The organism is Microbulbifer sp. HZ11, assembly GCF_000708675.1.
GTDB lineage: Bacteria > Pseudomonadota > Gammaproteobacteria > Pseudomonadales > Cellvibrionaceae > Microbulbifer.
Window position 1 is genome coordinate 1,540,085 of sequence record NZ_JELR01000001.1, and the last position, 22,857, is coordinate 1,562,941.

The window sequence follows — 22,857 nt, forward strand, 5'->3', positions numbered from 1 at the left end:
CCTTATGGTTATGGGGTGCGTACAACCTCGCACGCCAAATCCATTCGGCAATGCCCAGAAGCGATCAAAGCCGTTATGCCTGGCCCACAATCCTCACCGGGCGCTCGGCGTTGCGATAACGCTCGGAGCGGCGGGTGCGGTCGTTCACCTGGCCGGCCAGCTGACCACAGGCCGCAGCGATATCGTCGCCTCGGGTGGTACGCACGGTTACGGTATAGCCTTTGTCCAACAAAATCTGTTGAAAACGTCGCAAAGCGTTGTTGCTGACCCGCTGATAATCGGACAGCTCGAACGGGTTGAAGGGTATCAGATTTATCTTTACCGGCACATCACGCAGCAACTCTGCCAGCTGCTCCGCATGTTCCGGGCGGTCGTTCACCTCCCGGATCATGGTGTACTCGATGGTCATCTTGCGGTGATTATCCGGCATATTCTCGATGTAGCGCTTGGCGCTGTCGAGCAGCATGGCGATGGGGTACTTCTTGTTGATCGGCACCAGCACGTTGCGCAGCTCGTCGTTGGGTGCGTGCAGGGAAATCGCCAGGCTGACATCGGTCACTTCCGCCAGGCGATCCAGAGCCGGTACCACACCGGAGGTGCTCAAGGTGACCCGACGCTTGGAGATACCGTAGGCATTGTCTTCCATCATCAGGTTCATGGCATCGACCACATTGTCGAAGTTGAGCAGGGGCTCACCCATGCCCATCATCACCACATTGGTCACCTTGCGCGGGCCGTTTGGTTGCAGCTGACCAAAAGATTTACACGCGATCCACACCTGGCCAATGATCTCGGCCGCGGTCAGGTCGCGGTTGAAGCCCTGCTTGCCGGTGGCACAGAAGCTGCAGTCCAGGGAACAACCCACCTGGGAGGAGACACATAAAGTGCCGCGGTCACCATCGGGGATATAGACGGTCTCGATCACATTACCGCCGGCGACTTCGATGAGCCATTTGCGGGTGCCGTCGGCGGAATCCATCTGTTTGAGGACTTTGGGGGCGCGGACTTCGGCGATCTCGGACAGTTTGGCACGCATGACCTTACTGACGTTGGTCATCTGCTCAAAATCGTCCACGCCATTCTGGTGAATCCACTTCAGGACCTGTACCGCGCGAAAGCGTTTCTCGCCCAAACCGGCAAAGAAGTCCGCGAGCTTGTCTACGGAAAGCCCCAGCAGGTTAACTTTCTCGGTCTGTACAACTGTCTGTACTTCGGTCATGGATTCACCTTGCACCGGCAGCGGTGCGGAAATTCAAAAACTTCGTCATGCCGGACTTGATCCGGCATCCAGTGTCTGGATCCCGGGTCAAGCCCGGGATGACGATTGCGGCGCTGATTAGCGTGCGCAGATTTCTTCGGCAGAGAAGAAGTAGCTTACTTCGCGCTCGGCGGAAGCCGCGGAGTCGGAACCGTGTACCGCGTTGGCATCGATGCTGTCAGCAAAGTCTGCACGGATGGTGCCAGCGTCGGCTTCTTTCGGGTTGGTGGCGCCCATCAGGTCGCGGTTGGCCAGAATGGCGTTCTCGCCTTCCAGAACCTGTACAACAACCGGGCCAGAGGTCATGAATTCAACCAGGTCTTTGAAGAAAGGACGCTCTTTGTGCTCGGCATAGAAACCTTCCGCTTTCTCCTGAGACAGCTGAACCATCTTCATGGCGACAATGCGCAGGCCCGCTTTCTCGAAGCGGCTCTCGATTTCACCGATAACATTCTTGGCTACGGCGTCCGGCTTGATGATGGACAGGGTACGTTCCACGGCCATGATTTTCTCCATTTCTAGGTTTTGCAAAAAATTTGTCTTAAGACAGATACGAAAAGAGCAACTCACGTTGCTCTTCCCTGAATTCTCTCACCGCGCAAACTGTCGATTAATTAACCAATCCGGGTTCGCGGAGCGCGGATTATACGCGTTGATTGATGAAGTTTGTACTGTTTGATTTGGTGGATGCGCTGCGCTTATCCACCCTACGGAATACGGTTGTCTTCCGTCATCCCGGGCCTGACCCGGGATCCTGAGAACAGAGCTCCGTAGCGCTGGATGCCGGATCGAGTCCGGCATGACGGGCTTTATTCGCTTTCTTCGATCCACGCGGCCTGAATGGCCTCCAGAATCTTCTCGCCGCAGCGGTCCGGATCGTCGTCGAATTCCGGCAGATCCATCACCCACTTGCGCAGGTCGACGAAGTTGACCGTCAACGGATCCTTGTCCGGGTAGGTATCGCTGAGTTCGATGGCGATATCGTGAATGTCTGTCCATTTCATACCGGCAGAGCCCTCAGTGTTTTTCGGAAACCTGATTGATGGTGTACTTGGGAATTTCGACCACCAGGTCTTCTTTATCCACAATCGCCTGACAGGACAGACGGGATTCCGGCTCCAGACCCCAGGCCTTGTCCAGCAGATCCTCTTCCAGCTCGTCCGGCTCGCCCAGAGAATCAAAGCCCTCGCGCACGATCACATGGCAGGTGGTGCAGGCGCAGGCCTTTTCACAGGCATGCTCGATGTCCACGCCATTTTTCAATGCAGCGTCGCACACGCTGATGCCCGGCTCCACTTCAATAACCTTGCCATCGGGACACAGCTCTTCGTGGGGTAGGAATACGATTTTCGGCATAACTTATTTCTCTATTAATCGCGACCGCCCTCAGGGCTTGTCGAATTCATCCAGACTGTGGCCCTGCATGGCGCGTTTGATGGAAGCATCCATACGGCGCGCGGCGAAGGGCTCGGAAAGTGCATTCAGCTCGTCAATGCGGGAGCGAATCTCTTCCGCAGTGCCGCCGTTATGGGCCAGGCGCAAGGCTTCCATGGCGCGCTCCAACTCTGCCAGCTCACTTTCGCTCAACAGCTCCGCACCATTTTCCTGCAGGGCGACAAGCATCGCCTCCAGGGTACGCTCGGCTTCCACCTGGGCCTCACGCTGGGCGCGCACGGCAATATCTTCCTCGGCGTTGGCGTAGGAGTCCTGCAACATGCGGGTGATATCGGAGTCCTCAAGGCCGTAAGACGGCTTGACGGTGATTTCCGCCTGCACGCCGCTGCTCTTTTCCATGGCGGTTACGGACAGCAAACCGTCCGCATCCACCTGGTAGGTTACGCGGATATGCGCCGCGCCGGCCACCATGGGCGGGATGCCGCGAAGCTCGAAACGGGCCAACGAGCGGCAGTCACTCACCAGCTCGCGCTCGCCCTGCACTACGTGAATGGCCATGGCAGTCTGGCCGTCTTTGAAGGTGGTGAATTCCTGGGCCTTGGCCACGGGGATGGTGGTGTTACGGTGGATTAATTTTTCCGTGAGGCCACCCATGGTCTCGATACCCAGGGACAGCGGGATAACATCGAGCAACAACAGGTCTTCGCGGGACTTGTTGCCCACAAGTACGTCCGCCTGAATCGCCGCGCCGATGGCGACCACCTGATCCGGGTCGATATCCGCATGGGGCTCGCGACCGAAAAATTCCTGCACTTTCTCCCGCACGCGCAGGGTGCGGGTAGAGCCGCCCACCAGAACCACTTCTTCCACGTCGTCCGCGGTGAGATCCGCATCGCGCAAGGCACGCTTGCAGGCGCGCAGGGTTTTAGTGATCAGCGGATCCAGCAGCTCGGCCAGCTTGGCGCGATGCAGTTGCGCGGACCAGTCACCGTATGCGACCGCCACCGAGGTCTCGGCGGCCAGTGCCTCTTTGGCGGCGCAGGCGGCATTCAGCAGTTTGCGCTGGGTGCCGGCGTCGAGGTCGGTACCGAGCCCCGCTTCCGCCGCCATCCACTCGGCCACGGCGCGGTCGAAATCATCACCGCCGAGGGCGCTGTCGCCGCCGGTAGACAGAACCTCAAATACGCCCTTGGACAGGCGCAGAATGGAAATATCGAAGGTGCCGCCGCCGAGGTCGTAAACGGCGATGGTTTTGTCGTCTACATCGCTGCCGTCGTCGGCCTTGTCGAGCCCGTAGGCCACGGCGGCAGCGGTGGGTTCGTTTAACAGGCGCAGTACTTTCAGCCCCGCCAGTTTGGCGGCATCTTTGGTGGCCTGGCGCTGGGCGTCATCAAAATACGCAGGCACGGTGATCACTGCACCGTCCAGCGGGCCGCCCAGGGATTGCGCACCGCGCTCGGCGAGAACCTTGAGGATTTCCGCGGATACCTGAACCGGGTTCACCGCACCGGCTACCGTTTCGATGGACGGCATGCCGGAATTGTCTTCGCTGAATTTGTACGGCAACTGCTCGCCGAAGTGTTTGATATCGGCGATGCCACGCCCCATCAGACGCTTGATGGAAATAAGGGTGTTGTAAGGATCTTCACCGGCGGCGGCGCGAGCGCCGTAGCCCACTTCCACCCCCTGCTCGGTGTAACGCACCGCAGAGGGCAGAATGGCTTGGCCATCTTCCGCGGGCAGCGCTTCCGCAGAGCCACTGCGCACCGTTGCCACCAGGGAATTAGTGGTGCCGAGGTCGATGCCTACGGCGCGCTTGCGCTCGTGGGGTTCGGGGGTCTGGCCGGGTTCGGAGATCTGCAGTAAAGCCATAAGTCAGTCTTAATCCAATAAATCTTCTTCGAGCTCTTCAATCTGGCGCTGCAGCTTGGCGAGAAACTGCAGTTTCAGGAGCGCGCTTTTCGCATCTTCCAGCGCACTATGTTCTAAAGCCTGCGCGAACGCCTGCTCCTGCACCTTGAACAACTGCGCGGTTTCGCTCGCGAGGTCTTCGAGTTCCGCTTCCGGGTCAGAGGCTTCGCGCACCTCCTCCAAACGCTCGCGCAAAATCATCTGCTGCATCAGGAATTCGCCGTCGGCAGTGGTCTGCTCCGGATTGATTTCCACACCGGCCAGCTTCAACAGGTAAGCGGCGCGCGCCACCGGGTCTTTCAGCGTATTATTCGCCTCATTGATCTGCGCCGCGTATTGCATCGCAAGCATCTGCTCGCGCTCGGACTTTGCCGCAAAGCGATCCGGGTGAAACTCCTGCTGCAGTTCGCGATAGCGCTGTGCCAGCGCCTGACGATCGATCGAATAAGAGACCGGAAGACCAAAAATTTCAAAGTGATTTTGTTGCATAGTTATCACTGCGAAAGCTTCGCTACAGAAAGTGCCACCAGATAACAAAAAGGCCGGCATGCAGTCGCGCACCCGGCCTTGTTGCTGCTGCGCTCGAGCCTTATACGTGAAAGCTCTCGCCGCAACCGCACTCATTCTTGACGTTGGGGTTTTTGAAGGCGAAACCCTCGTTCAACCCCTCTTTGACAAAGTCCAGCTCGGTGCCGTCGAGATAAGCGAGACTCTTCGGGTCGACGATCAGCTTCACATCACCGGCATCGAACACCTGGTCCTCCGCCTCGGCCTGGTCTACGAACTCAAGCACGTACGCCATACCAGAGCAGCCGGCGGTTTTTACACCCACACGAATACCAATACCTTTACCGCGACTGGCCAGCTGTTTGGCAACGTGTGCCCGGGCCGCTTCGGTCATGGTAATTGCCATCGGAGCTACTCCTTACTTCTCTGTCTATTCAGTGCTGGCGCTTAGCCCGCAGCCTGTTCTGCTGCTTCACTGCTCTTTTCACCGCGCTTTTCTCGAATATTGTTCACTGCCGCCTTGATAGCGTCTTCCGCCAGCACGGAGCAGTGAATTTTCACCGGCGGCAACGCCAGCTCTTCGGCGATCTCGGTGTTCTTGATCTGTGCCGCCTCATCCAGAGACTTACCCTTCACCCATTCGGTGAGCAGGGAGCTGGAAGCGATGGCAGAACCGCAGCCGTAGGTTTTGAACTTGGCGTCTTCGATAATGCCGTTATCGTTCACCTGAATCTGCAGACGCATTACGTCACCACAGGCCGGGGCGCCAACCATACCGGTACCCACGTTATCCGCCTTGTCGTCCAGACGGCCAACGTTACGGGGGTGCTCGTAGTGGTCAATTACTTTATCGCTATAGGCCATGACTATACCCTCTCAAAAATTCCTGATTTCGGCAGTGCGTTAGTGGGCTGCCCATTCGATGGTGCTGAGATCAACACCATCCTTGTACATATCCCAGAGTGGGGACAGCTCGCGCAGTTTTTCTACTGCCTTCCTTACTTCTTTGGCCGCAGTATCCACGTCCTGTTCCGTGGTGAAACGACCAAAACTGAAGCGCAGCGAACTGTGAGCCAACTCGTCGTTGACACCCAGGGCGCGCAGTACGTAACTGGGCTCCAGACTGGCAGATGTACAGGCGGAGCCGGAAGAGATCGCCAGGTCCTTCAGCGACATGATCAGGCTCTCGCCTTCCACAAACGCGAAGCTCACATTCAGGTTGCCCGGTACACGCTGCTCCGCGGAACCGTTAATGTGCACCTCTTCCATATCGCTGATCTGGCTCCAGAAACGCTCGCGCAGCGCAACCATGCGCTTGGCCTCTTCCGCCATTTCTTCTTTGGCGATACGGAAAGCCTCCCCCATACCCACAATCTGGTGGGTTGCCAGCGTGCCGGAGCGCATACCGCGCTCGTGACCACCACCATGCATCTGGGCTTCGATACGTACCCGCGGCTTGCGGCGAACGTACAGAGCGCCAATACCTTTGGGGCCGTAAACTTTGTGGGCGGAGAAGGACATCAGATCCACTTTCAGCTCCGCCAGGTCGATTTCGATCTTGCCGGCGCTCTGGGCCGCATCTACGTGAAAAATAACCTTGCGCGCGCGGCACAGCTCGCCAATTGCAGCGATATCATTGATCACGCCAATCTCGTTATTGACGTGCATCAGGCTCACCAGAATGGTGTCTTCGCGCATCGCCTCTTCCACCTGCTCCGGATAGACGATACCGTCTTCCTTAGGATTCAGGTATGTAACCTCAAACCCTTCACGCTCCAGCTGGCGGCAGGTATCCAGAACGGCCTTATGCTCGATCTTAGAGGTAATGATGTGCTTACCGCGCCCCTGATAGAAATGCGCAGCGCCCTTGATCGCAAGGTTGTCAGACTCGGTGGCACCGCTGGTCCAGACGATTTCCCGCGGGTCCGCGTTGACCAGTTCCGCTACCTGGCGACGGGCATCTTCCACCGCCTCTTCCGCCTTCCAACCGAACAGGTGGGAGCGAGAAGCGGGGTTACCGAAGTTGCCTTCCATGGTCAACTGCTCCGCCATTTTACTGGCGACGCGCGGGTCTACCGGACATGTAGCCGAATAATCCAGATAAATGGGAAGCTTCATAATCTCTTGTCTCCACTCGCCGATATTGTTCGGCGCCATACTGCTGTCGCTAATTTGCGTCCAAATTTTTTGCTGGCCAGAACGCAGTGCCTGACCGGGCGGCCGGCACCTTACTGCAAGCCGCCGATAATCGCTACTTTCTGCTCAATGTTGTCGCCCAGAGCGGCACTGCGGCCATCCTGACGACGGGCCACTTCCTGCACTTCGGCGCGAGCGACCATGTCCGCCAGACTGATACCATTGAGAAAGCCGTGAATCTGATGACTGAGGTCTGTCCACAGGTAATGAGTGAGACATTGCTCACCGGCCGAGCAGTCGCTATTACCGCCACAGCTGGTGGCATCGACGGACTCATTGACGGCATCAATGATTTCCGCCACACAGATCTCAGCGCCCGGACGCGCCAGACGGTAGCCGCCACCGGGTCCGCGCACACTGGACACCAGCCCGGACTGACGCAGCCGGGAAAAAAGCTGCTCCAGGTAGGAAAGGGAGATTTCCTGACGCTTGGAAATATCCGCCAGACTGATGGGGCCGCGTTCGGCGTGTAACGCCAGGTCCAGCATCGCTGTGACCGCATACCGCCCTTTGGTTGTTAACCGCATACCCTCTCCTGGAAAGTCGCACCTGGTCGCGCCAATCAGCGTCGCCGGGCGTTCGATGACGCCCTGCAGCCCTTACCGGCACTACTGATTCGGGGCGCGAGTATGGAATAACCCACTACTTCAGTCAAGTATATAGCCGAGCGTTCTGGTCGGGTATTTGGCGTTTGCTTAGACCTATTGGTTATCAGCTTTGACCACCCAGACATAACCGAGACGGGCCCAGGTCAGTCCGGGCGACCCTTGCCACCACTGCGATGGATATGGTTCTGGATAGCGGTCAGCATGCCGCGCAGAATGCCCAGCTCCATATCGTCCGGACGCACTCGACTGAACAGTCTGCGGAGGCGGGTCATGGTTTGACGGGGATTGTCCGGATCGATAAACCCGAGTTCGGCCAGTGCCAGCTCGAGATGCTCGTAGTAGAGCTCCATATCGGCCGCTTTGGCAGGCGGCCTGTCCCAGTCGGTGAACTTCAGCGCTTCACCCTTATCGGCTTCCAGTGCCGCCATTCGAGCCTCGTAGACCAGCACCTGTACCGCCGTTGCCAGATTGAGAGAGCTGTACTCCGGATTAGCCGGGATATGCACGTGGAAATTGCAGGCCTGCAACTCCTCGTTCGTCAGCCCGCGGTCCTCACGACCGAACACTAGGGCAACCGGGTGAGATTTGGCCTCAGCCACAGCGCGGACACCACACTCTCGCGGCGTCAGCAGCGGCCAGGGAATACGCCGCTCACGAGCACTGGTGGCCACTACCAGCCCGCAATCGGCGACCGCCTCCTCCAGCGTCTCCACAACCACCGCACTGTCCAGCAGCTCGGCGGCACCCGCCGCCCGCCATACCGCATTGGCCGCGGGAAACTCGCGAGGCTGCACCAGATAGAGCTGGCGCAACCCCATATTCTTGAGCGCTCGCGCCGCGCCGCCAATATTGCCGGGGTGCGCGCTGTTCACCAGCACCACGCGGATATTGCCCAGCGCCGCGAGCGCGGACTGAGAAGCCATCTGAGTTGAGGTTTCCGAAGGGGAAGTCGCCATGGTGATTCCGGATATGAACTGGATGAACGGGGAAATTCGGGCCAAGACCCGACCTACGGGACACACCCGCACTAGCCTAGACTTGGCCATGACAAAACGGGCGCGGAGTGTAGCAAAATTGAACGGAAATCCCTACAATCGCGACCGTCGGCAGGCCCGACATTGCTTTTTACCATTCACAATCCACTACTGATCGCGGAATCCCTATGGAACCCATGCTGAATATTGCCCTGCGCGCGGCGCGCAAGGCCGGTGAACTGATCGAGCGCGCCTGGGAGCGCGGCGACCTGATGAAGTTTGAAGAAAAGGGGCGCAACGATTACGTGACGGAAGTGGACAAGGCCAGCGAGCAGGAGATCATCTACCACCTGCGCAAAGCCTACCCCAAGCACAGCATTCGCGCCGAAGAAAGCGGCATTCAGGAAGGCGCCGAGCCGGAATACGAGTGGATTATCGATCCGCTGGACGGCACCACCAACTTTATCCATGGCCTCCCCCACTTCGCCATTTCCATCGCCTGCAAGCACAAAGGCCAGATCGAGCACGCCGTGGTGCTGGACCCCATCAAACGGGAAGAGTTCACCGCGAGCCGCGGACGAGGCGCCGCCCTGAATGGCCGCCGCATCCGTGTGTCCAACCGCCAGGGTCTGAACGGCGCATTGATTGGCACCGGCATCCCGTTTAACGGCGACTCCTTCGATAATATCGATGGCTACCTTGGAGCAATGAAAGACATCGCCGGACAGACCGCGGGCATCCGCCGCCCAGGTGCCGCCGCGCTAGACTTGGCCTATGTGGCCGCTGGCCGCTTCGATGGCTTCTGGGAAATGTATCTGAACACTTGGGATATCGCCGCAGGCTCGCTGCTGGTGAAAGAGGCCGGCGGCCTGATCAGTGATTTCCGCGGCGGCAACGAATACCTGGACTCTGGCAATCTGGTTTGTGCCACCCCCAAAACCTTCAAGCCTCTACTGCAAATCGTCGGCAAGCACCTGGGTAAAATTCGCCAATAATCCAGCAGCGGCGGGCAGCGCCCGGTGACGGCACCACGCCGTTATCGCGCTGCCCCCCAGCTGCCGAAACGATCTGCCCAATCTGGCGCCCCGCATCAGCTCTGGACCAATACCACAACCTCGTCTTCCGCCTTCGACACAAGAGTCTCCTGGAGCAATTGTTCCAATGGCCGAGGCCTGCCAATATGGTATCCCTGCACCAGATCGACACCGATGGCCTGCAGCTTTTCGACCGTCGCCTGATCCTCCACAAATTCAGCGATTGTCTGCGCCTTCAGCCGGTGCGCCACCTGGTTGATAGATTCGACAATCATCAGATCGACAAAATTGGAATCCACCTGCCGCACAAAACTACCGTCGATTTTGATGTAGTCGATGGCAAAGCTTTTCAGGTAATTGAATGAACTCAGTCCATTGCCGAAATCATCCAGGGCGACGGTACAACCCATTTCCCGCAAGTCCGCTACAAACTGACTGGCACTCTCCATCTGATTGATCATTGCGGTTTCGGTAATTTCCATTCCGAGGTGCTGCGGCGGAATCGCCGACTCTTCCAGCAAGTGAAAAAACTGTTGCTGAAACAAGCTGTCACCGAGCGCGTCGGCGGAGAGGTTCAGCGCAAGTTTCAGTCCACTGGCCGCAACGGCTGCACCCTGGGTCTGAAACAGTTCCCGCACAATCCAGCTGTCAATCTGCTGCATCAGACCATAGCGCTCGGCAGCCGGAATAAACGCTCCGGGAAGAATCAGAGTGCCGTCTGTATCCAGCATTCGCACGAGTACTTCGTAGTGATGGATCCGGGAGGTATCCCCGGCGCCGGCAATCGGCTGCGCGTAAAGTTGAAAGCTGCCCTCATCCAATGCGGCACGAATACGCGAGGCCATGTGGATTTCCCGGTGCTGTTCCGCCGCCGCACTCCGGTCCGCCTCGTACAGCATCACCACACCGCGGCCGGCGTGCTTGGCAGAGTAACAGGCAACATCTGCCTGGCTCATCAAGTCGGCTACCTGGCTGTTACTGTGGGAAATTTCCGTGACACCCACACTCGCGCCCACATCGAAAATCCGGCCGCTCCATGGGAATCGCAGGGCAATAATTTTCCGTACCAGCTGCTCGCAGCGTGCCAACCCCTGCGTTTTATCGCAGTCACGCAGTAAAACCCCAAATTCGTCGCCACCCAGGCGGGCCACACAATCGGACTCCCGCAAGTGCCCGCGCAAAAAGCGCGCGACATTCTTAAGCAGCGCATCGCCCGCCTGATGCCCCGCGCTGTCATTGATTACCTTGAAGCGGTCCAGGTCCATATACGCCAGTACATGCACACGCTCGGTATTGCGTACGGTACTCACCGCCTCCAATAATTCACGCCGGAAAGCTTCGCGGTTGGGCAGATGTGTAAGATGATCGTGACTCGCTTTGTAGCGAAGCTGCTGGATCAGCTGGCGGGTTTCGGTAATGTCCTGACACACAAGTACCGCACCGAGTACCAAACCATCACTGGTCCGCAGTGGCGATGCTGAACACTTTACGTCATAACAGTCGCCCCCACGGTGATGCAGTACCGTGCCCTCAGGGGACATCACCGGAAGGTTCATATTGAGACAGTCTTGTGCCGGGCTGGCCACCAGGGCTCCGTCGCGCCCTGTGGACAAGCGCACCACTTCACGGACGTCGTGGCCGCTCACTTCCGCCAGCTTCCAGCCGGTCAGCTGTTCGGCCACCGGGTTCATAAAGGTAATTCGCTGGCGCTCGTCTGTGGCGATAACCGCATCGGCAATGGCGGTAAGGGTCACCTGTAGGTGCTCTTTTTCTTTTTCCAGAGACTCGGCCATCTGCTTGTTTTCGGTGATATCGCGCAACACGCCAATCAGCCGCAATGGATACCCACCATCCGCCGATTCCATCACATGTGCCAGCTCATGTACCCAGCGCCACTGCCCAGAGTCGGTTTCTACACGATACTGGCAATCTATATCGGGGGCGCCACCTTCAATGTGCGCTTTCTGCGCCTCGAGTAGGCGCGAACGGTCAACGTCCGCCACCCGCGCGACCCAGTCGTTGCGACTGGCGAGCTTGCGTGCATCAATACCCATCCCACTGCTGAGCCACTCCGAAAAAAAAGTTTTTCCAGTAACCAGATCCCAGTCATAAACCACCTGACCAGTCACCGATAAAGAAAACTTCCAGCGCTCTTCGGCACGCGCCAACTGTTCTTCGCTACGCTTGCGCCAGTCGACATCTTCAATCTGCACCACCGCATACAACGGCTCGTTGCGAGAACCCCGGGCAAGCGAGCATGACCAGTGCCCCCATACCCGCTCACCATTTTTGCGAACGAATTGCCATTCCGCATCCTGCACATAGCCGAATTCAAAATCCTGCGGCGGGCGCTCATAGGTTGGCATCCCGTGGCTTGCGCCAGCCTTGACCGTAGGCAGTACAACCACCTCCCCCACTCGCAAACCGCGCAGTTCGACCTCGCTAAAGCCGATAAACCGGCAAAAGCTCGCATTTGCCTGAAGTATACGATTGTCCAGTGTGACCAGGAGCATACCTATACGGGAGGACGCCATCGCGGCGCGAAAACTGCTTTCCACTTCCACTATCCGCGTACTGCGCTTGCGCTCGACCCGCGAGACCACCGCCATAATGTACGCGGGGAAGATAGCGGCATACAGAGGAAGGAAGTCCAGCGCGGTAGTGAGCTTTTGCAATTCTTCTGGCAGTACGGAGAGGGCATTGGTGAATAGCGCAAGCTGTGCGACAACGGCTACAAATACCAGCAACAGTGTTTGCATCAGATCCAGGCGCGACGCTGCCCAGATCAATGGCAGGACGATAAAGACAAACGGATGTGGAACCGTAAATAAAATACCAATTATTCCGGCAAGCGCCAGTACGGACACCAGCAGCAGGTGGGGGATCGCCCGCGCGGACAGTGATTCGCAGCCGGCACCCAAAGTACACAGATAGACCAGTGGAAAAAAAATACTTATCCCGACGACATCCGCCAGATACCAGACCACAAAAACATCAACAGGTGGCAGCCCGGCAAACACCATCGCCACCAGAGCACCAAATCCAGCACCGAAAAATGTCGGAATCAACGCACCAAAGCAGATGAACCGCAGCCAGCGCCCTGCGCCGTCGAAAAAGTCGCCGGCGGGGCAAAAGAATCGCAACATGGTGGCCGAAACACTGGCCTCGACAACACCGGCCAGTGAATACAGTGTCGCATTGACCAGCGCCACCTCCCCTGCCACCGCAGCACACAGAGAACCGGTATAGGAGGCGAGCAGCAATACCGGCCACGAGCGAAACGCATGCCGGTAAAGGATGGCGATAGTGTATGCGTCCGCGAGCCAGATGGTGGCAATTCCGTCGCTGACATCGAGAAACTGCTTGCACAGAAAGGCGAGTACAAAGGTGGCAACAGCCAGCAACAACACACCCGATGCGCTCGCCACCGCCTGTTCGACGTGGGTTGACTGCAAACTCGCAGGAGCCTCTAACCCACGAAGTTTTGCGCTACCTTGATCTGCGATTCCCGTATCGGGCGCTGACTCGTTCAAGCAGTACGTCCTTTCACTATCTTATCGTTATTCCTTACGCGCCATTCACGCCCACAGCTTTCGCGCCAACCGGGGACAGGGGCAGCCGCAGCCGGATGTACAGCTTACTGCCCGCCCTCGATCTCATCGATATGACCAAGCGACAACCCATAACGCAATCCCTCAGCGAGACCGGCGAGGTCGTAATTCGCCGGCACGCAGAAATCCACATCCTCACTGCACTGATCGAGAATACCCACAAGTGGAATATGTGCAGTACTTGGGTCACTCCGCAATATACTGGCGAAATCCCGAAGTGACACACCAGGTAACTCACTGTCGATCAAGATGACGTCTGGGTGCGCAGTTCGCGCGGCAAAAATCCCCCGCATTGCATCGTTGCAGGTCTGTACTTCGGCCTGCTGTACAGATGCCAACACCACTTTCATACGACTGGCATTGGCGGTTCGCCCGGTAATATAAAGCAGGCGGCAAGCCGGAAGCATCTGAGCGTAGTCGGGACGCGCCGCCATTTTCAGCACTTCATTTGGGGCGTCGTTCATCATGAATTCAATCCAGAATACCGAGCCCTGCCCCTCCTCGCTATCAAATCCGATGCGCCCCCCCATGGCCTCGGTCAGTTGCTTGGCAATCGCCAACCCGACACCGGTGCCTTCGATCTTTCCCAGCTCCGCCCCCAGGCGGTTGAACGGTTCGAATACCTGCGGCTGCTTGGCCGCGGCAATGCCACTGCCGGTATCCAGAACACTCAGCCTCAACCACCCCTCAGCCTGGGGGGCCAGAGAAATGACCACGCGACCGCCCTCGCGATTGTATTTGATCGCGTTACCCACAAGATTGAGAACCACCTGTTTGAATCGCACGGGGTCAGCGAGGACAAAAGCACGCTCCCAACCAAGAGGCTCGAAGGTCAGGCTGACCTTGCGGGTATCTGCGAGAGGCTCCAGTAACTGCCGGCAGTCTGCTACCAGGTTAGCGGGCTGAACGGGCTCAATGGAGGGCGCGAGACGCTGACTGTCGATTCGCGCGAGATCCATCACATCTCCGACCAGGTGCAGAAGGTGTTGCCCGGCCTTGCGGATTTCCGCAAGACGCAGCCGCTGATTTGGGTTCACACTTTGATCGAGTTCGACCATCTGACTGTATCCGAGGATCGCATTGAGCGGGGTGCGCAACTCGTGCCCGAGGCTCGAAATCAGCTCCGTGCGGTCGCGGTTCTGCTGCTTTAGTCGCAACAACTCCTCTTTCGCACGCATCTGTTTTTTCTTGGTGGTGGTGATATCTTCAAGGGTCCCGAGTACCCGGATGGGGCGCCCGGCACTGTCAGTCTGCACGTTACCTCGAGCGCGCACCCAGAGGATGTTGCCATCGCGATGTTTCAGCCGGAATGCCACGTCCAGCGGCAACCGCTCACGGACGTTGTCCTCCATCGCCTGTTTAACATCGGGGTAATCATCCGGGAACATGTGGGTTTTCCAGCGAGCCAGTGCCGCCCTGACATCCGGGTCGCTATGTCCACGGGCATATCCCAGCATGCTCCAACAGGTGTTATCCAGCACTATTTCATCGACCCGCAGATCCCACTCCCACAGGCCGTCACCAATGGCGCTGAGCGTCTGCTGTAAACGCTCCCCGGAAAAGTTGGACAGGGGGCGCAACGAAAGCGGTTCGGTGTAATCAGTACACCCACCCAGAAAGAATCGCTGCCCTGCGGGATCGTTGAACGCCCGAGCCCAGACCCGTAACCACACCGGTTGACCGTCGCGGGCATAAGCGCGCATCGTGGTATCGGCAAAGGTTCCCTGCTGACACAAACGATTGCGCAGCGCCAGTAAACCGTCGCGATCATCGGTATGAACCAGGTCCAGGTCACCACTCCATATACCGGATAGCGCCAATTCCGGATCCTGGTGCAATTGCAGCCAGATACTTCCGGTGGCGCGCTGCTCTCCGGTCTCAGGATGCCACTCCCAGATTCCCTGATTTGCGCTCAACAGCAGGCTATGCAGGTACTGCACCTGATTCAGTGCCTGCTCGGGCGACAGGCCTTCCAACTCGCCGGGGCTGGCAAGGTGAAGACCAAATGGACTGGAGTGTATGGGGGTCGTCTTCGACACCGTATTGCCGTGCAGCTGCTCTTGAGGAAAGGCCGCGCATGCAGCCGGAATACGGCTAGTGAATCACTTATCGCCAGATAAAAAAAGGCCCCGCAATGCGGGGCCCAAAATAGCGATGATGAGAGAAAACGGGAAGTCACGCATTATTACAATTGCCATAACCCGTGATGGATTCCCGGAGCGTGGACCTTGCGGCCCACGGTAAATATGTTGCAACCGGTGTGCCAACTTTTGAGAAAGAGTAAAAAAATATCTATTTCACTCTAAAACCGACCAGATAGATCAAGATTTAGTCACATCGAAAACCATATAACGAAAAACCTGTTCTAAGAATGCGTTTATTAACGATAAATGACAGCGCTTGACCCATTATCGAACGCAAAATCCCACCAACGCACCAAAATAACGCACTTAAGGACATATACGCACAATCCTGACTTTCTACCCATGGAAGACAAGCTAAAATGGAGTTTCGTCCAACCCATCGCGGGGAAAATGAGAACCACGAGGCAAAAAACAGGTCTCATATCCACCAAATTACAGGACGTGCGCCCTCTAATAACGTGTTCCGAGACGGTATCTGGGGTAGCATTTCCCTTTCGGCCCGCGACTCTGCCGCAAGCGCCGAAATCGGCAGGCTTAAACAAGGTTGTAAATATATGAAAGCAGTTCCCGAAGCCCCCCGTATCTGGCTCACGACCGTACTGTTCGCCAGTACCGCGCTGGTCGCCGTGACCCTGGTACCGCTGTATGGCTTCCTGGTTGGTTATCACTGGTACCAGTGGCTGGCATTCGCCGTGCTGGGTGCCTTCTGCGGCTTTTCCATCACCGCGGGCTACCACCGCCTCTGGTCACACCGGACTTACGAAGCGCACTGGTCCCTGCGCCTGTTTTACGCGCTGTTTGGTGCCGCCGCGCTTCAGAACAGTGCACTCATCTGGTGTTCCGGTCACCGCCGCCATCACCGCCACTGTGACGACAATGACCACGACCCCTATTCCGCCAATCGCGGTTTCTGGTTTTCTCATATCGGCTGGATGCTGCGGGATTACCCCAGTGGTGCCGTAGACTTCGACAACGCCAAGGACCTGCAACGCGACAAAATCGTTATGTGGCAGCACAACCACTATGTACCCATTACCGTTGCCATGAACGTCGGCGTGCCCCTGGCGCTCGGCCTGCTCACCGGCGATGTGCTGGGCATGTTGCTGCTGGCCGGCGTATTGCGCATTGTGGTGAACCACCACACCACCTTTTTTATCAACTCCCTTGCCCATATCTGGGGCCGCCGTCCGTATACCGATGAAAATACCGCCCGCGATAATGATCTGCTGGCATTTTTCACCTTCGGTGAGGGCTACCACAACTACCATCACATTTTTCAGACCGATTATCGCAACGGTATCCGCTGGTACCAGTGGGACCCCACCAAGTGGCTGATCAAGACCGCCAGCTGGCTGGGCCTGGCGCGCAACCTTAAAACCGTGCCGGCAATGCGCATTCAAAGAGCAATGCTGACCATGCAGTTCAAGCGCGCAGAGAAAAAACTGGAAAACTCCAAGCACAAGGAAAGCTGGAAGCAGCTGCTGGAACGCGAAGCACAGGACTTTTCCGCCGCTCTCGCAGAGTGGAAGGAACTGCAACAGACTCGCTATGAGAGTGCCCGAGAGCGTCTCGTAGAAAAATGGGAAAACGCGACCATCCGTACCCGCGTCAAAGAGCTGGAGTACAGCCTGAAGATGCAGCGCAAACGCTTACAGATCATGATGGAGCAGTTCCACCTGGCTCCGGCCACGGTGTAAACGCACAAGGCGACCCCAAGGGGTCGCCTTTTTTGTATCTGGACATCAATCACTGGCGATGACTTGAACGCCTCGGGATATGCACTATAACCATAAGAGAAAGGTCGCACTCCCGAGCGATCAGGAAAACTATAATTACATCAATCAACGAGAAGGCGCTATTGATGAAGACGTTCAAACAGGCCCACGAAGTTCTCAAGGACGCCCAGAAATTTCATCTGGATATGGCCGGCGTTTACCAGCAGCTGCTGGAGAATGCCCAGGACAACCGCACCCAGCTGCTGCTCAAACATCTGTACGAACACGAGCTGCGCATGGCAAACAACCTTAAGAATTACGGCGCGGTAGCGGAGCAGAAGGTCATGCAGACCTGGCTGCAATACACCAATGAGGAATCTGCCGGAGAGCTATTGAAAAACCTTGATCTGAGCGAAAAGCCGTCAATCGATGAAATCAACAAGCTCGGCCAGGAGGTTGACCGCTATTTTTCCGAGCTGTACCACTCCGTATACGGATCTATCGAGTCAGTGGAGGTCAAGGAAGTCTTCGAAAACCTCAAGCATATCCAAGACAAGGAGCGTATTACCCTGTCCATGGCCACTAACTCCCTCTGGGATATGTAACCGCCCTGCACCGCGTTCGCCCATCGCCCGCCCCCGGTGCTCCGCTCTGGCTCCCGGTGCTCCGCTCGGGAGAGTACAGGGCGAGGACGGGCGCTACCTTCCTCCCGACTTCACCTCAGCGGTATTTTCTGGCGTTAAAAGCTCGATTGTGACCACTTTATGAAAAGTGGGTGTTGCCTCGACCCACGGCGATTGCTATTTTGACAGCGATGTCATTTGGCGGCGCCGAGGTATTAGCGTCGTAATTTAATAAAAATAATCTGCCGCAAGGTGAACATTATATGATCAGCTCAAAGCTCAGGCTCGGTCTGATGACCGCTGCCATGCTCACTGCGGGACACGGCTACGCCGCCGTCGACTGCACGTCACTCCCGGTCTGGGAAGCCGCCACCGCCTACTCCGGGGGTGCGGAGGTCCAGCATAACGACAACGCCTACAAGGCAAACTGGTGGACTCAGAATCAGAACCCCGAACAGCACTCCGGCCAGTATCAGGAATGGAGCCTGCTGGGTGTCTGCGAAGATGGTGATCCCCCCCCGCTCGCACCGCCACAGGGATCGATCACCGCGCCGACTGCCGGCTCTACCCACAACGAGAATGACAGCGTTGTCTTGTCCGCATCTGCATCCGACTCCGACGGCACCGTTACCTCCGTTGAATTCTTTATCGATGGAGCACTGGTCGCCACCGACACCACCGCGCCCTGGCAAACTACCTGGACTGCGGTAGCCGGAGAGCCCACTCTCACCGCCCGCATCACAGATAATGACAATCTCACCACCACCACCGCGCCGGTCACTTTTACCGTGGAAGAAGATGTCGTGGTCGGGCCGGTTGCTCCGGAAATCAGTATTACGGCACCCGCCAACGGCTCTACCCATACCACGGGTGACAGTGTGAATATCAGCGCCAGTGCCTCCGACAGCGACGGCAGCGTAACCCAGGTAGCCTTCTACGTTGACGGCAACCTGATCGGTACCGATTCCACCGCACCGTACACAGCTTCCTGGACCGCAACGCTCGGCAACCACACGATTTCCGCCGTCGCCTCCGATAACGACGAGCTGGAAGCTTCCGCAGAGGTGCCGATTACCGTAGAAGATGAAGCGGTGGTGATCGGGGATCACCCCTGTCGCCCGGATGGGCTCTACACCACACCCGGCACGGCACCCAATTACTGCGCCATTTATGACGCGGACGGGCGCGAAGATATGGGCGCGGACCACCCACGCCGCATCATTGGCTACTTCACCAGCTGGCGTAACGGCGCCAACGGGCAGCCGAGCTATCTGGTTAAAGACATTCCGTGGGGGAAAATCACCCACATCAATTACGCCTTCGCCCACGTAGGCAGCGATTACTCCGTTTCGGTAGGCAATACCAGTGACCCCGGCAACCCCGCAACCGGAATGGAGTGGAATGGTGTCCCCGGTGCCGAAACCGACCCCGACTACCCCTACAAGGGCCACTTCAATCAGCTGTCCAAATTCAAGGACCAGTATCCGGACGTGAAGACTCTGGTCTCCGTGGGTGGATGGGCAGAAACCGGTGGCCACTTCAATGAAAACGGCGACCGAGTGGCCGATGGCGGTTTCTACACCATGACCACCAACGCCGATGGCAGTATCAACCACCAGGGTATCGAGGCCTTCGCCAACTCTTCTGTGGACTTTATTCGCCAGTACGGCTTCGATGGTGTCGACATCGACTACGAATATCCCACCAGCATGAACGATGCCGGCAACCCGCTGGACTTCGGCATATCCAACCCCATGCGCGGCGCCCTGATGGAGTCCTATGTGGAGCTGATGCGCGTTCTGCGAGAAAAACTGGACGAAGCCGGTGAGCAGGATGGCACCCACTACATGCTGACCATCGCATCACCATCTTCCGGCTACCTGCTACGCGGCATGGAGACCATGCAGATCACCCAGTACCTGGATTACGTCAATATCATGACCTATGACCTGCACGGCGCCTGGAATGAATATGTCGGTCACAACTCCGCGCTGTTCGACAACGGCAATGATCCGGAGCTGGCAGCCGCTAGTGTCTACAGCACCTCCCAGTACGGCGGTATCGGCTACCTGAATATCGACTGGGCGGTGAAGTATTTCCGCGGTTCGATGCCCGCAGGCCGTATCAATATCGGCATCCCCTACTACACCCGCGGCTGGCAGGGTGTTTCCGGCGGCACCAATGGCCTCGGCGGCTCGGCACCACTACCGGCTCAGTCAGAATGCCCTGAGGGTACTGGTGGCGCTTCCGATTGCGGGAACGGCGCCGTCGGTATCGACAACATGTGGCACGACAAAAACAGTATCGGTGAAGAGATGGGCGCGGGCTCCAACCCCATGTGGCATGCCAAGAACCTGGAAAACGGCATCCTCGGCAGCTATCTCACCGATTACGGCCTGAACCCGGCCAACGATCCCGAAGATGCCCTGGTAGGCACCTACGAGCGTAACTACGACAGCGTCTCTGAAGCCCCCTGGCTGTGGAATGCTCAGAAGAGCGTCTTTATCTCCACCGAAGACGAAGAGTCCATGGACGCCAAGGTGCAATACGTTATCGACGAGGGCGTCGGCGGCATCATGTTCTGGGAGCTGGCCGGCGACTACGACTGGGATGCGTCCAAAGGTGAGTACTTTATGGGTGACACACTCACTACCCTGGCCTACGACAAGTTCGCCAACGCCAGTGAGTACCGCCACCTGCGTACCGATCGCGTGGTGCCGGATGAAGCACTGGATATCGGCATCGAGATCACGGATTTCAAGTTAGGCGATCAGAACTACCCATTGAATCCGAAGTTGTTTATTACCAACAACACCGGTGGCGTACTGCCCGGCGGTACTGTGTTCGAGTTTGACATGCCCACCTCCACATCCAACATCATCACCGACCAGAGCGGTGCCGGATTGGAAGTCATTGAGGATGGGGCCAACGCCGGTGGGGGTAACGTGGGCGGCCTGGAAAATGAGTTCCACCGTGTGCGCTTCAGCCTTCCAGAGTGGCAGGACCTGGCGGATGGTGAATCCTGGGATATGACTCTGAATTATTACCTGCCGGTCTCCGGCCCTCAGGCCTACACCGCAACGGTCAACGGAACCACCTACGCACTGGCCTTCGAATACCCCGATCTGCCCATTGCCGAGCTCGGCAGCGGTGGCGGTTCCTCCGGTGGCAGTTCTGGGGGCGGTAGCGGTGAGAGCTGTAGCGATGCGGGTGTGGATACCAGTGGCCTGGTCACCTACCCCGAGTGGCCACGGGGTAATCACGCAGCGAGTGGTGACCAGATCATCCACAACAACAGTGTATTCGAGGCCAAGTGGTGGACTCAGTCCGAACCAGGCACTGCGGACGGCAGCTGGAGCTTCGTCTGCAATCTCTGAACTCCGCCAGATAACCAGACTAACCGGGCCGGCGACGCAGCGCCGGTCCAATCTCACAGGATGGGCAGCTCGACAAAACAGATATTCAACAATTCTCTCTCTGCGTTGTGACTGATAGGAACTCCTGTACAGGATTTGCTCCTATGTTCGCCCCGGCTCCGGTCGGGGCTTTTTTTGGTTTTCATCCATGAGAACTCTGAAACAGGGCTACCTTGGGAAATTGCCACAGCGCGTTTATATTCAATTTTTGATTAGCAGTAACAATCATGGTCAGTAAAAAACAACGACTTGCCTCCGTCGATGCCCTGCGCGGCTTCGATATGTTCTGGATTATCGGCGGCGAGGCGCTGTTCCTGCCGCTATTTGCGCTCACCGGCTGGTCCATTTTCCAGTTTGGGCACGGGCAGATGCAGCATACCGAGTGGCACGGCTTCAGTTTTTACGACCTGATCTTTCCACTGTTTATTTTTCTTTCCGGTGTCACCCTCGGACTTGCCAACAAATCTTTACAGGGGCTGCCGATCAGCCAGCGGGCACCAGTTTACCGCAAGGCTATCAAGCGCCTGTTTTTACTGATATTGCTGGGGGTTCTTTATAACCACGGTTGGGGTACCGGCATCCCGGCGGACCTGGGTGAAATCCGCTATGCCAGTGTGTTAGCGCGCATCGGTTTTGCCTGGTTTTTTGCGGCGATGATCGTTTGGCATTTCGGCATTCGTACTCAGTACGCGATTACTGCCGGCATCTTGCTGGGATACTGGCTGATTCAGGCTGCCGCTGGCGATTACACACCGCTGGGCTCGGTGAACGCCTGGGTGGATCAACATTTCCTGCCGGGAATCACTTACCAAAACCGCGCTTACGACCCGGAAGGTGTTCTCTCCACTATCCCAGCCATTTCCAACGCCATGTTCGGCGTCTTCGCCGGCCGTTGGCTCAGCAGGAATGCGGGTGATCACGGAGCCATTCTCAAAGGCCTGTTTATCGGCGCTGCGGCCTGTCTGCTCGTAGGATTTTTATGGCACTGGATTTACCCGGTGAACAAAGAGCTGTGGACCAGCTCGTTTGTATTGATCACCTGCGGTTGCTGCTTGCTTCTTTTAGGTATTTTCTACCTGGTTGTGGATATGTGGCACTGGGAAACCTTCACCTACTTTTTCTCGGTGATTGGTTGTAATGCGATTCTGGTGTATCTCGGTACCAGCCTGGTGAACTGGACATATTCCAGTAAGAGTGTGTTCGGTGGGATTGCTTCAGCCTTGCCCGAAGCGGCGGGGATTTTGGTGATTGCCTGTGGTGTGATTTTGCTGCAGTGGTTGGTGCTGCGGTTCTTGTTCAAGCGTGGGATCTTTATTAGCCCTTGAGTTTCGGGGCTCCGCTTGACTGGATTGGTGGCGGCTGAGCACCAGGTATTCGATTTCAAAACCGCTGTGAATACATCCCTGTCGCCGACGCTTTTGAAAACGAATACCTGGCACTCCGCCTTCGATTTAAACTCTGTGCA

At 57.2% G+C, this 22,857-nt stretch carries 18 protein-coding genes; 5 read left to right on the forward strand and 13 right to left on the reverse strand.

Going from position 1 to position 22,857, the window contains the following annotated elements:
- Window positions 1–73 precede the first annotated feature (73 nt).
- The 11 genes from rlmN to trmJ all read right to left on the reverse strand — a co-directional run bounded on the left by rlmN (window position 74) and on the right by trmJ (window position 8,798).
- A complete protein-coding gene (gene rlmN / locus AU11_RS06595; RefSeq protein WP_043317351.1) occupies window positions 74–1,219 on the reverse strand; it encodes a 23S rRNA (adenine(2503)-C(2))-methyltransferase RlmN in 1,146 nt (381 codons plus the stop codon).
- A 117-nt stretch (window positions 1,220–1,336) separates the two neighbouring features.
- Entirely contained in the window at window positions 1,337–1,762 is a 426-nt protein-coding gene (gene ndk, locus AU11_RS06600) for a nucleoside-diphosphate kinase (RefSeq protein ID WP_043318389.1), read from the reverse strand.
- A 305-nt stretch (window positions 1,763–2,067) separates the two neighbouring features.
- The gene (iscX, locus tag AU11_RS06605) at window positions 2,068–2,262 is read right to left on the reverse strand and encodes a Fe-S cluster assembly protein IscX (RefSeq protein ID WP_043317353.1); all 195 of its coding nucleotides are present in this window, start codon (window positions 2,260–2,262) and stop codon (window positions 2,068–2,070) included.
- Between the two features lie 13 nt (window positions 2,263–2,275).
- Window positions 2,276–2,614: an ISC system 2Fe-2S type ferredoxin gene (gene fdx, locus AU11_RS06610; protein WP_043317355.1), complete on the reverse strand. Its 339-nt coding sequence runs from the start codon at window positions 2,612–2,614 to the stop codon at window positions 2,276–2,278.
- A 30-nt stretch (window positions 2,615–2,644) separates the two neighbouring features.
- On the reverse strand, window positions 2,645–4,525 hold the full coding sequence (gene hscA / locus AU11_RS06615) for a Fe-S protein assembly chaperone HscA (protein ID WP_043317357.1): 1,881 nt from the start codon (window positions 4,523–4,525) through the stop codon (window positions 2,645–2,647).
- 9 nt (window positions 4,526–4,534) lie between these two features.
- Window positions 4,535–5,053, reverse strand: coding sequence for a co-chaperone HscB (hscB, locus tag AU11_RS06620; protein ID WP_043318391.1), 519 nt, complete (start codon window positions 5,051–5,053; stop codon window positions 4,535–4,537).
- A 100-nt stretch (window positions 5,054–5,153) separates the two neighbouring features.
- A complete protein-coding gene (gene iscA / locus AU11_RS06625; protein WP_043317360.1) occupies window positions 5,154–5,477 on the reverse strand; it encodes an iron-sulfur cluster assembly protein IscA in 324 nt (107 codons plus the stop codon).
- Between the two features lie 41 nt (window positions 5,478–5,518).
- On the reverse strand, window positions 5,519–5,935 hold the full coding sequence (gene iscU / locus AU11_RS06630) for a Fe-S cluster assembly scaffold IscU (protein ID WP_043317362.1): 417 nt from the start codon (window positions 5,933–5,935) through the stop codon (window positions 5,519–5,521).
- Window positions 5,936–5,974: 39 nt separating this feature from the next.
- Window positions 5,975–7,189, reverse strand: coding sequence for an IscS subfamily cysteine desulfurase (locus AU11_RS06635; protein ID WP_043318395.1), 1,215 nt, complete (start codon window positions 7,187–7,189; stop codon window positions 5,975–5,977).
- A 110-nt stretch (window positions 7,190–7,299) separates the two neighbouring features.
- Window positions 7,300–7,794 carry a Fe-S cluster assembly transcriptional regulator IscR gene (gene iscR / locus AU11_RS06640; protein WP_043317364.1) on the reverse strand — a complete coding sequence of 165 codons (495 nt, stop codon included), beginning with the start codon at window positions 7,792–7,794 and terminating at the stop codon, window positions 7,300–7,302.
- Between the two features lie 224 nt (window positions 7,795–8,018).
- Window positions 8,019–8,798, reverse strand: a complete 780-nt coding sequence (gene trmJ / locus AU11_RS06645; protein ID WP_043318397.1) for a tRNA (cytosine(32)/uridine(32)-2'-O)-methyltransferase TrmJ — start codon at window positions 8,796–8,798, stop codon at window positions 8,019–8,021.
- 239 nt (window positions 8,799–9,037) lie between these two features.
- Between trmJ and AU11_RS06650 the strand changes: the two genes are divergently transcribed.
- Complete coding sequence (locus AU11_RS06650; RefSeq protein WP_043317366.1) at window positions 9,038–9,844, forward strand: inositol monophosphatase family protein; 807 nt, start codon at window positions 9,038–9,040, stop codon at window positions 9,842–9,844.
- 95 nt (window positions 9,845–9,939) lie between these two features.
- Here AU11_RS06650 and AU11_RS06655 read toward each other — a convergent pair whose 3' ends face one another.
- A complete protein-coding gene (locus AU11_RS06655) occupies window positions 9,940–13,338 on the reverse strand; it encodes an EAL domain-containing protein (protein ID WP_043317369.1) in 3,399 nt (1,132 codons plus the stop codon).
- Window positions 13,339–13,520: 182 nt separating this feature from the next.
- Window positions 13,521–15,533, reverse strand: a complete 2,013-nt coding sequence (locus tag AU11_RS06660) for a hybrid sensor histidine kinase/response regulator (RefSeq protein ID WP_231491659.1) — start codon at window positions 15,531–15,533, stop codon at window positions 13,521–13,523.
- A 659-nt stretch (window positions 15,534–16,192) separates the two neighbouring features.
- Between AU11_RS06660 and AU11_RS06665 the strand changes: the two genes are divergently transcribed.
- The 4 genes from AU11_RS06665 to nagX all read left to right on the forward strand — a co-directional run bounded on the left by AU11_RS06665 (window position 16,193) and on the right by nagX (window position 22,717).
- Window positions 16,193–17,335, forward strand: a complete 1,143-nt coding sequence (locus AU11_RS06665) for a fatty acid desaturase (RefSeq protein ID WP_043317371.1) — start codon at window positions 16,193–16,195, stop codon at window positions 17,333–17,335.
- A 164-nt stretch (window positions 17,336–17,499) separates the two neighbouring features.
- Complete coding sequence (locus AU11_RS06670) at window positions 17,500–17,958, forward strand: hypothetical protein (protein WP_043317372.1); 459 nt, start codon at window positions 17,500–17,502, stop codon at window positions 17,956–17,958.
- Window positions 17,959–18,239: 281 nt separating this feature from the next.
- On the forward strand, window positions 18,240–21,353 hold the full coding sequence (locus AU11_RS06675) for a glycosyl hydrolase family 18 protein (protein WP_043317373.1): 3,114 nt from the start codon (window positions 18,240–18,242) through the stop codon (window positions 21,351–21,353).
- Between the two features lie 266 nt (window positions 21,354–21,619).
- Window positions 21,620–22,717, forward strand: coding sequence for a transmembrane glucosamine N-acetyltransferase NagX (gene nagX / locus AU11_RS06680; protein ID WP_043317374.1), 1,098 nt, complete (start codon window positions 21,620–21,622; stop codon window positions 22,715–22,717).
- The last annotated feature ends 140 nt before the right edge of the window (window positions 22,718–22,857 follow it).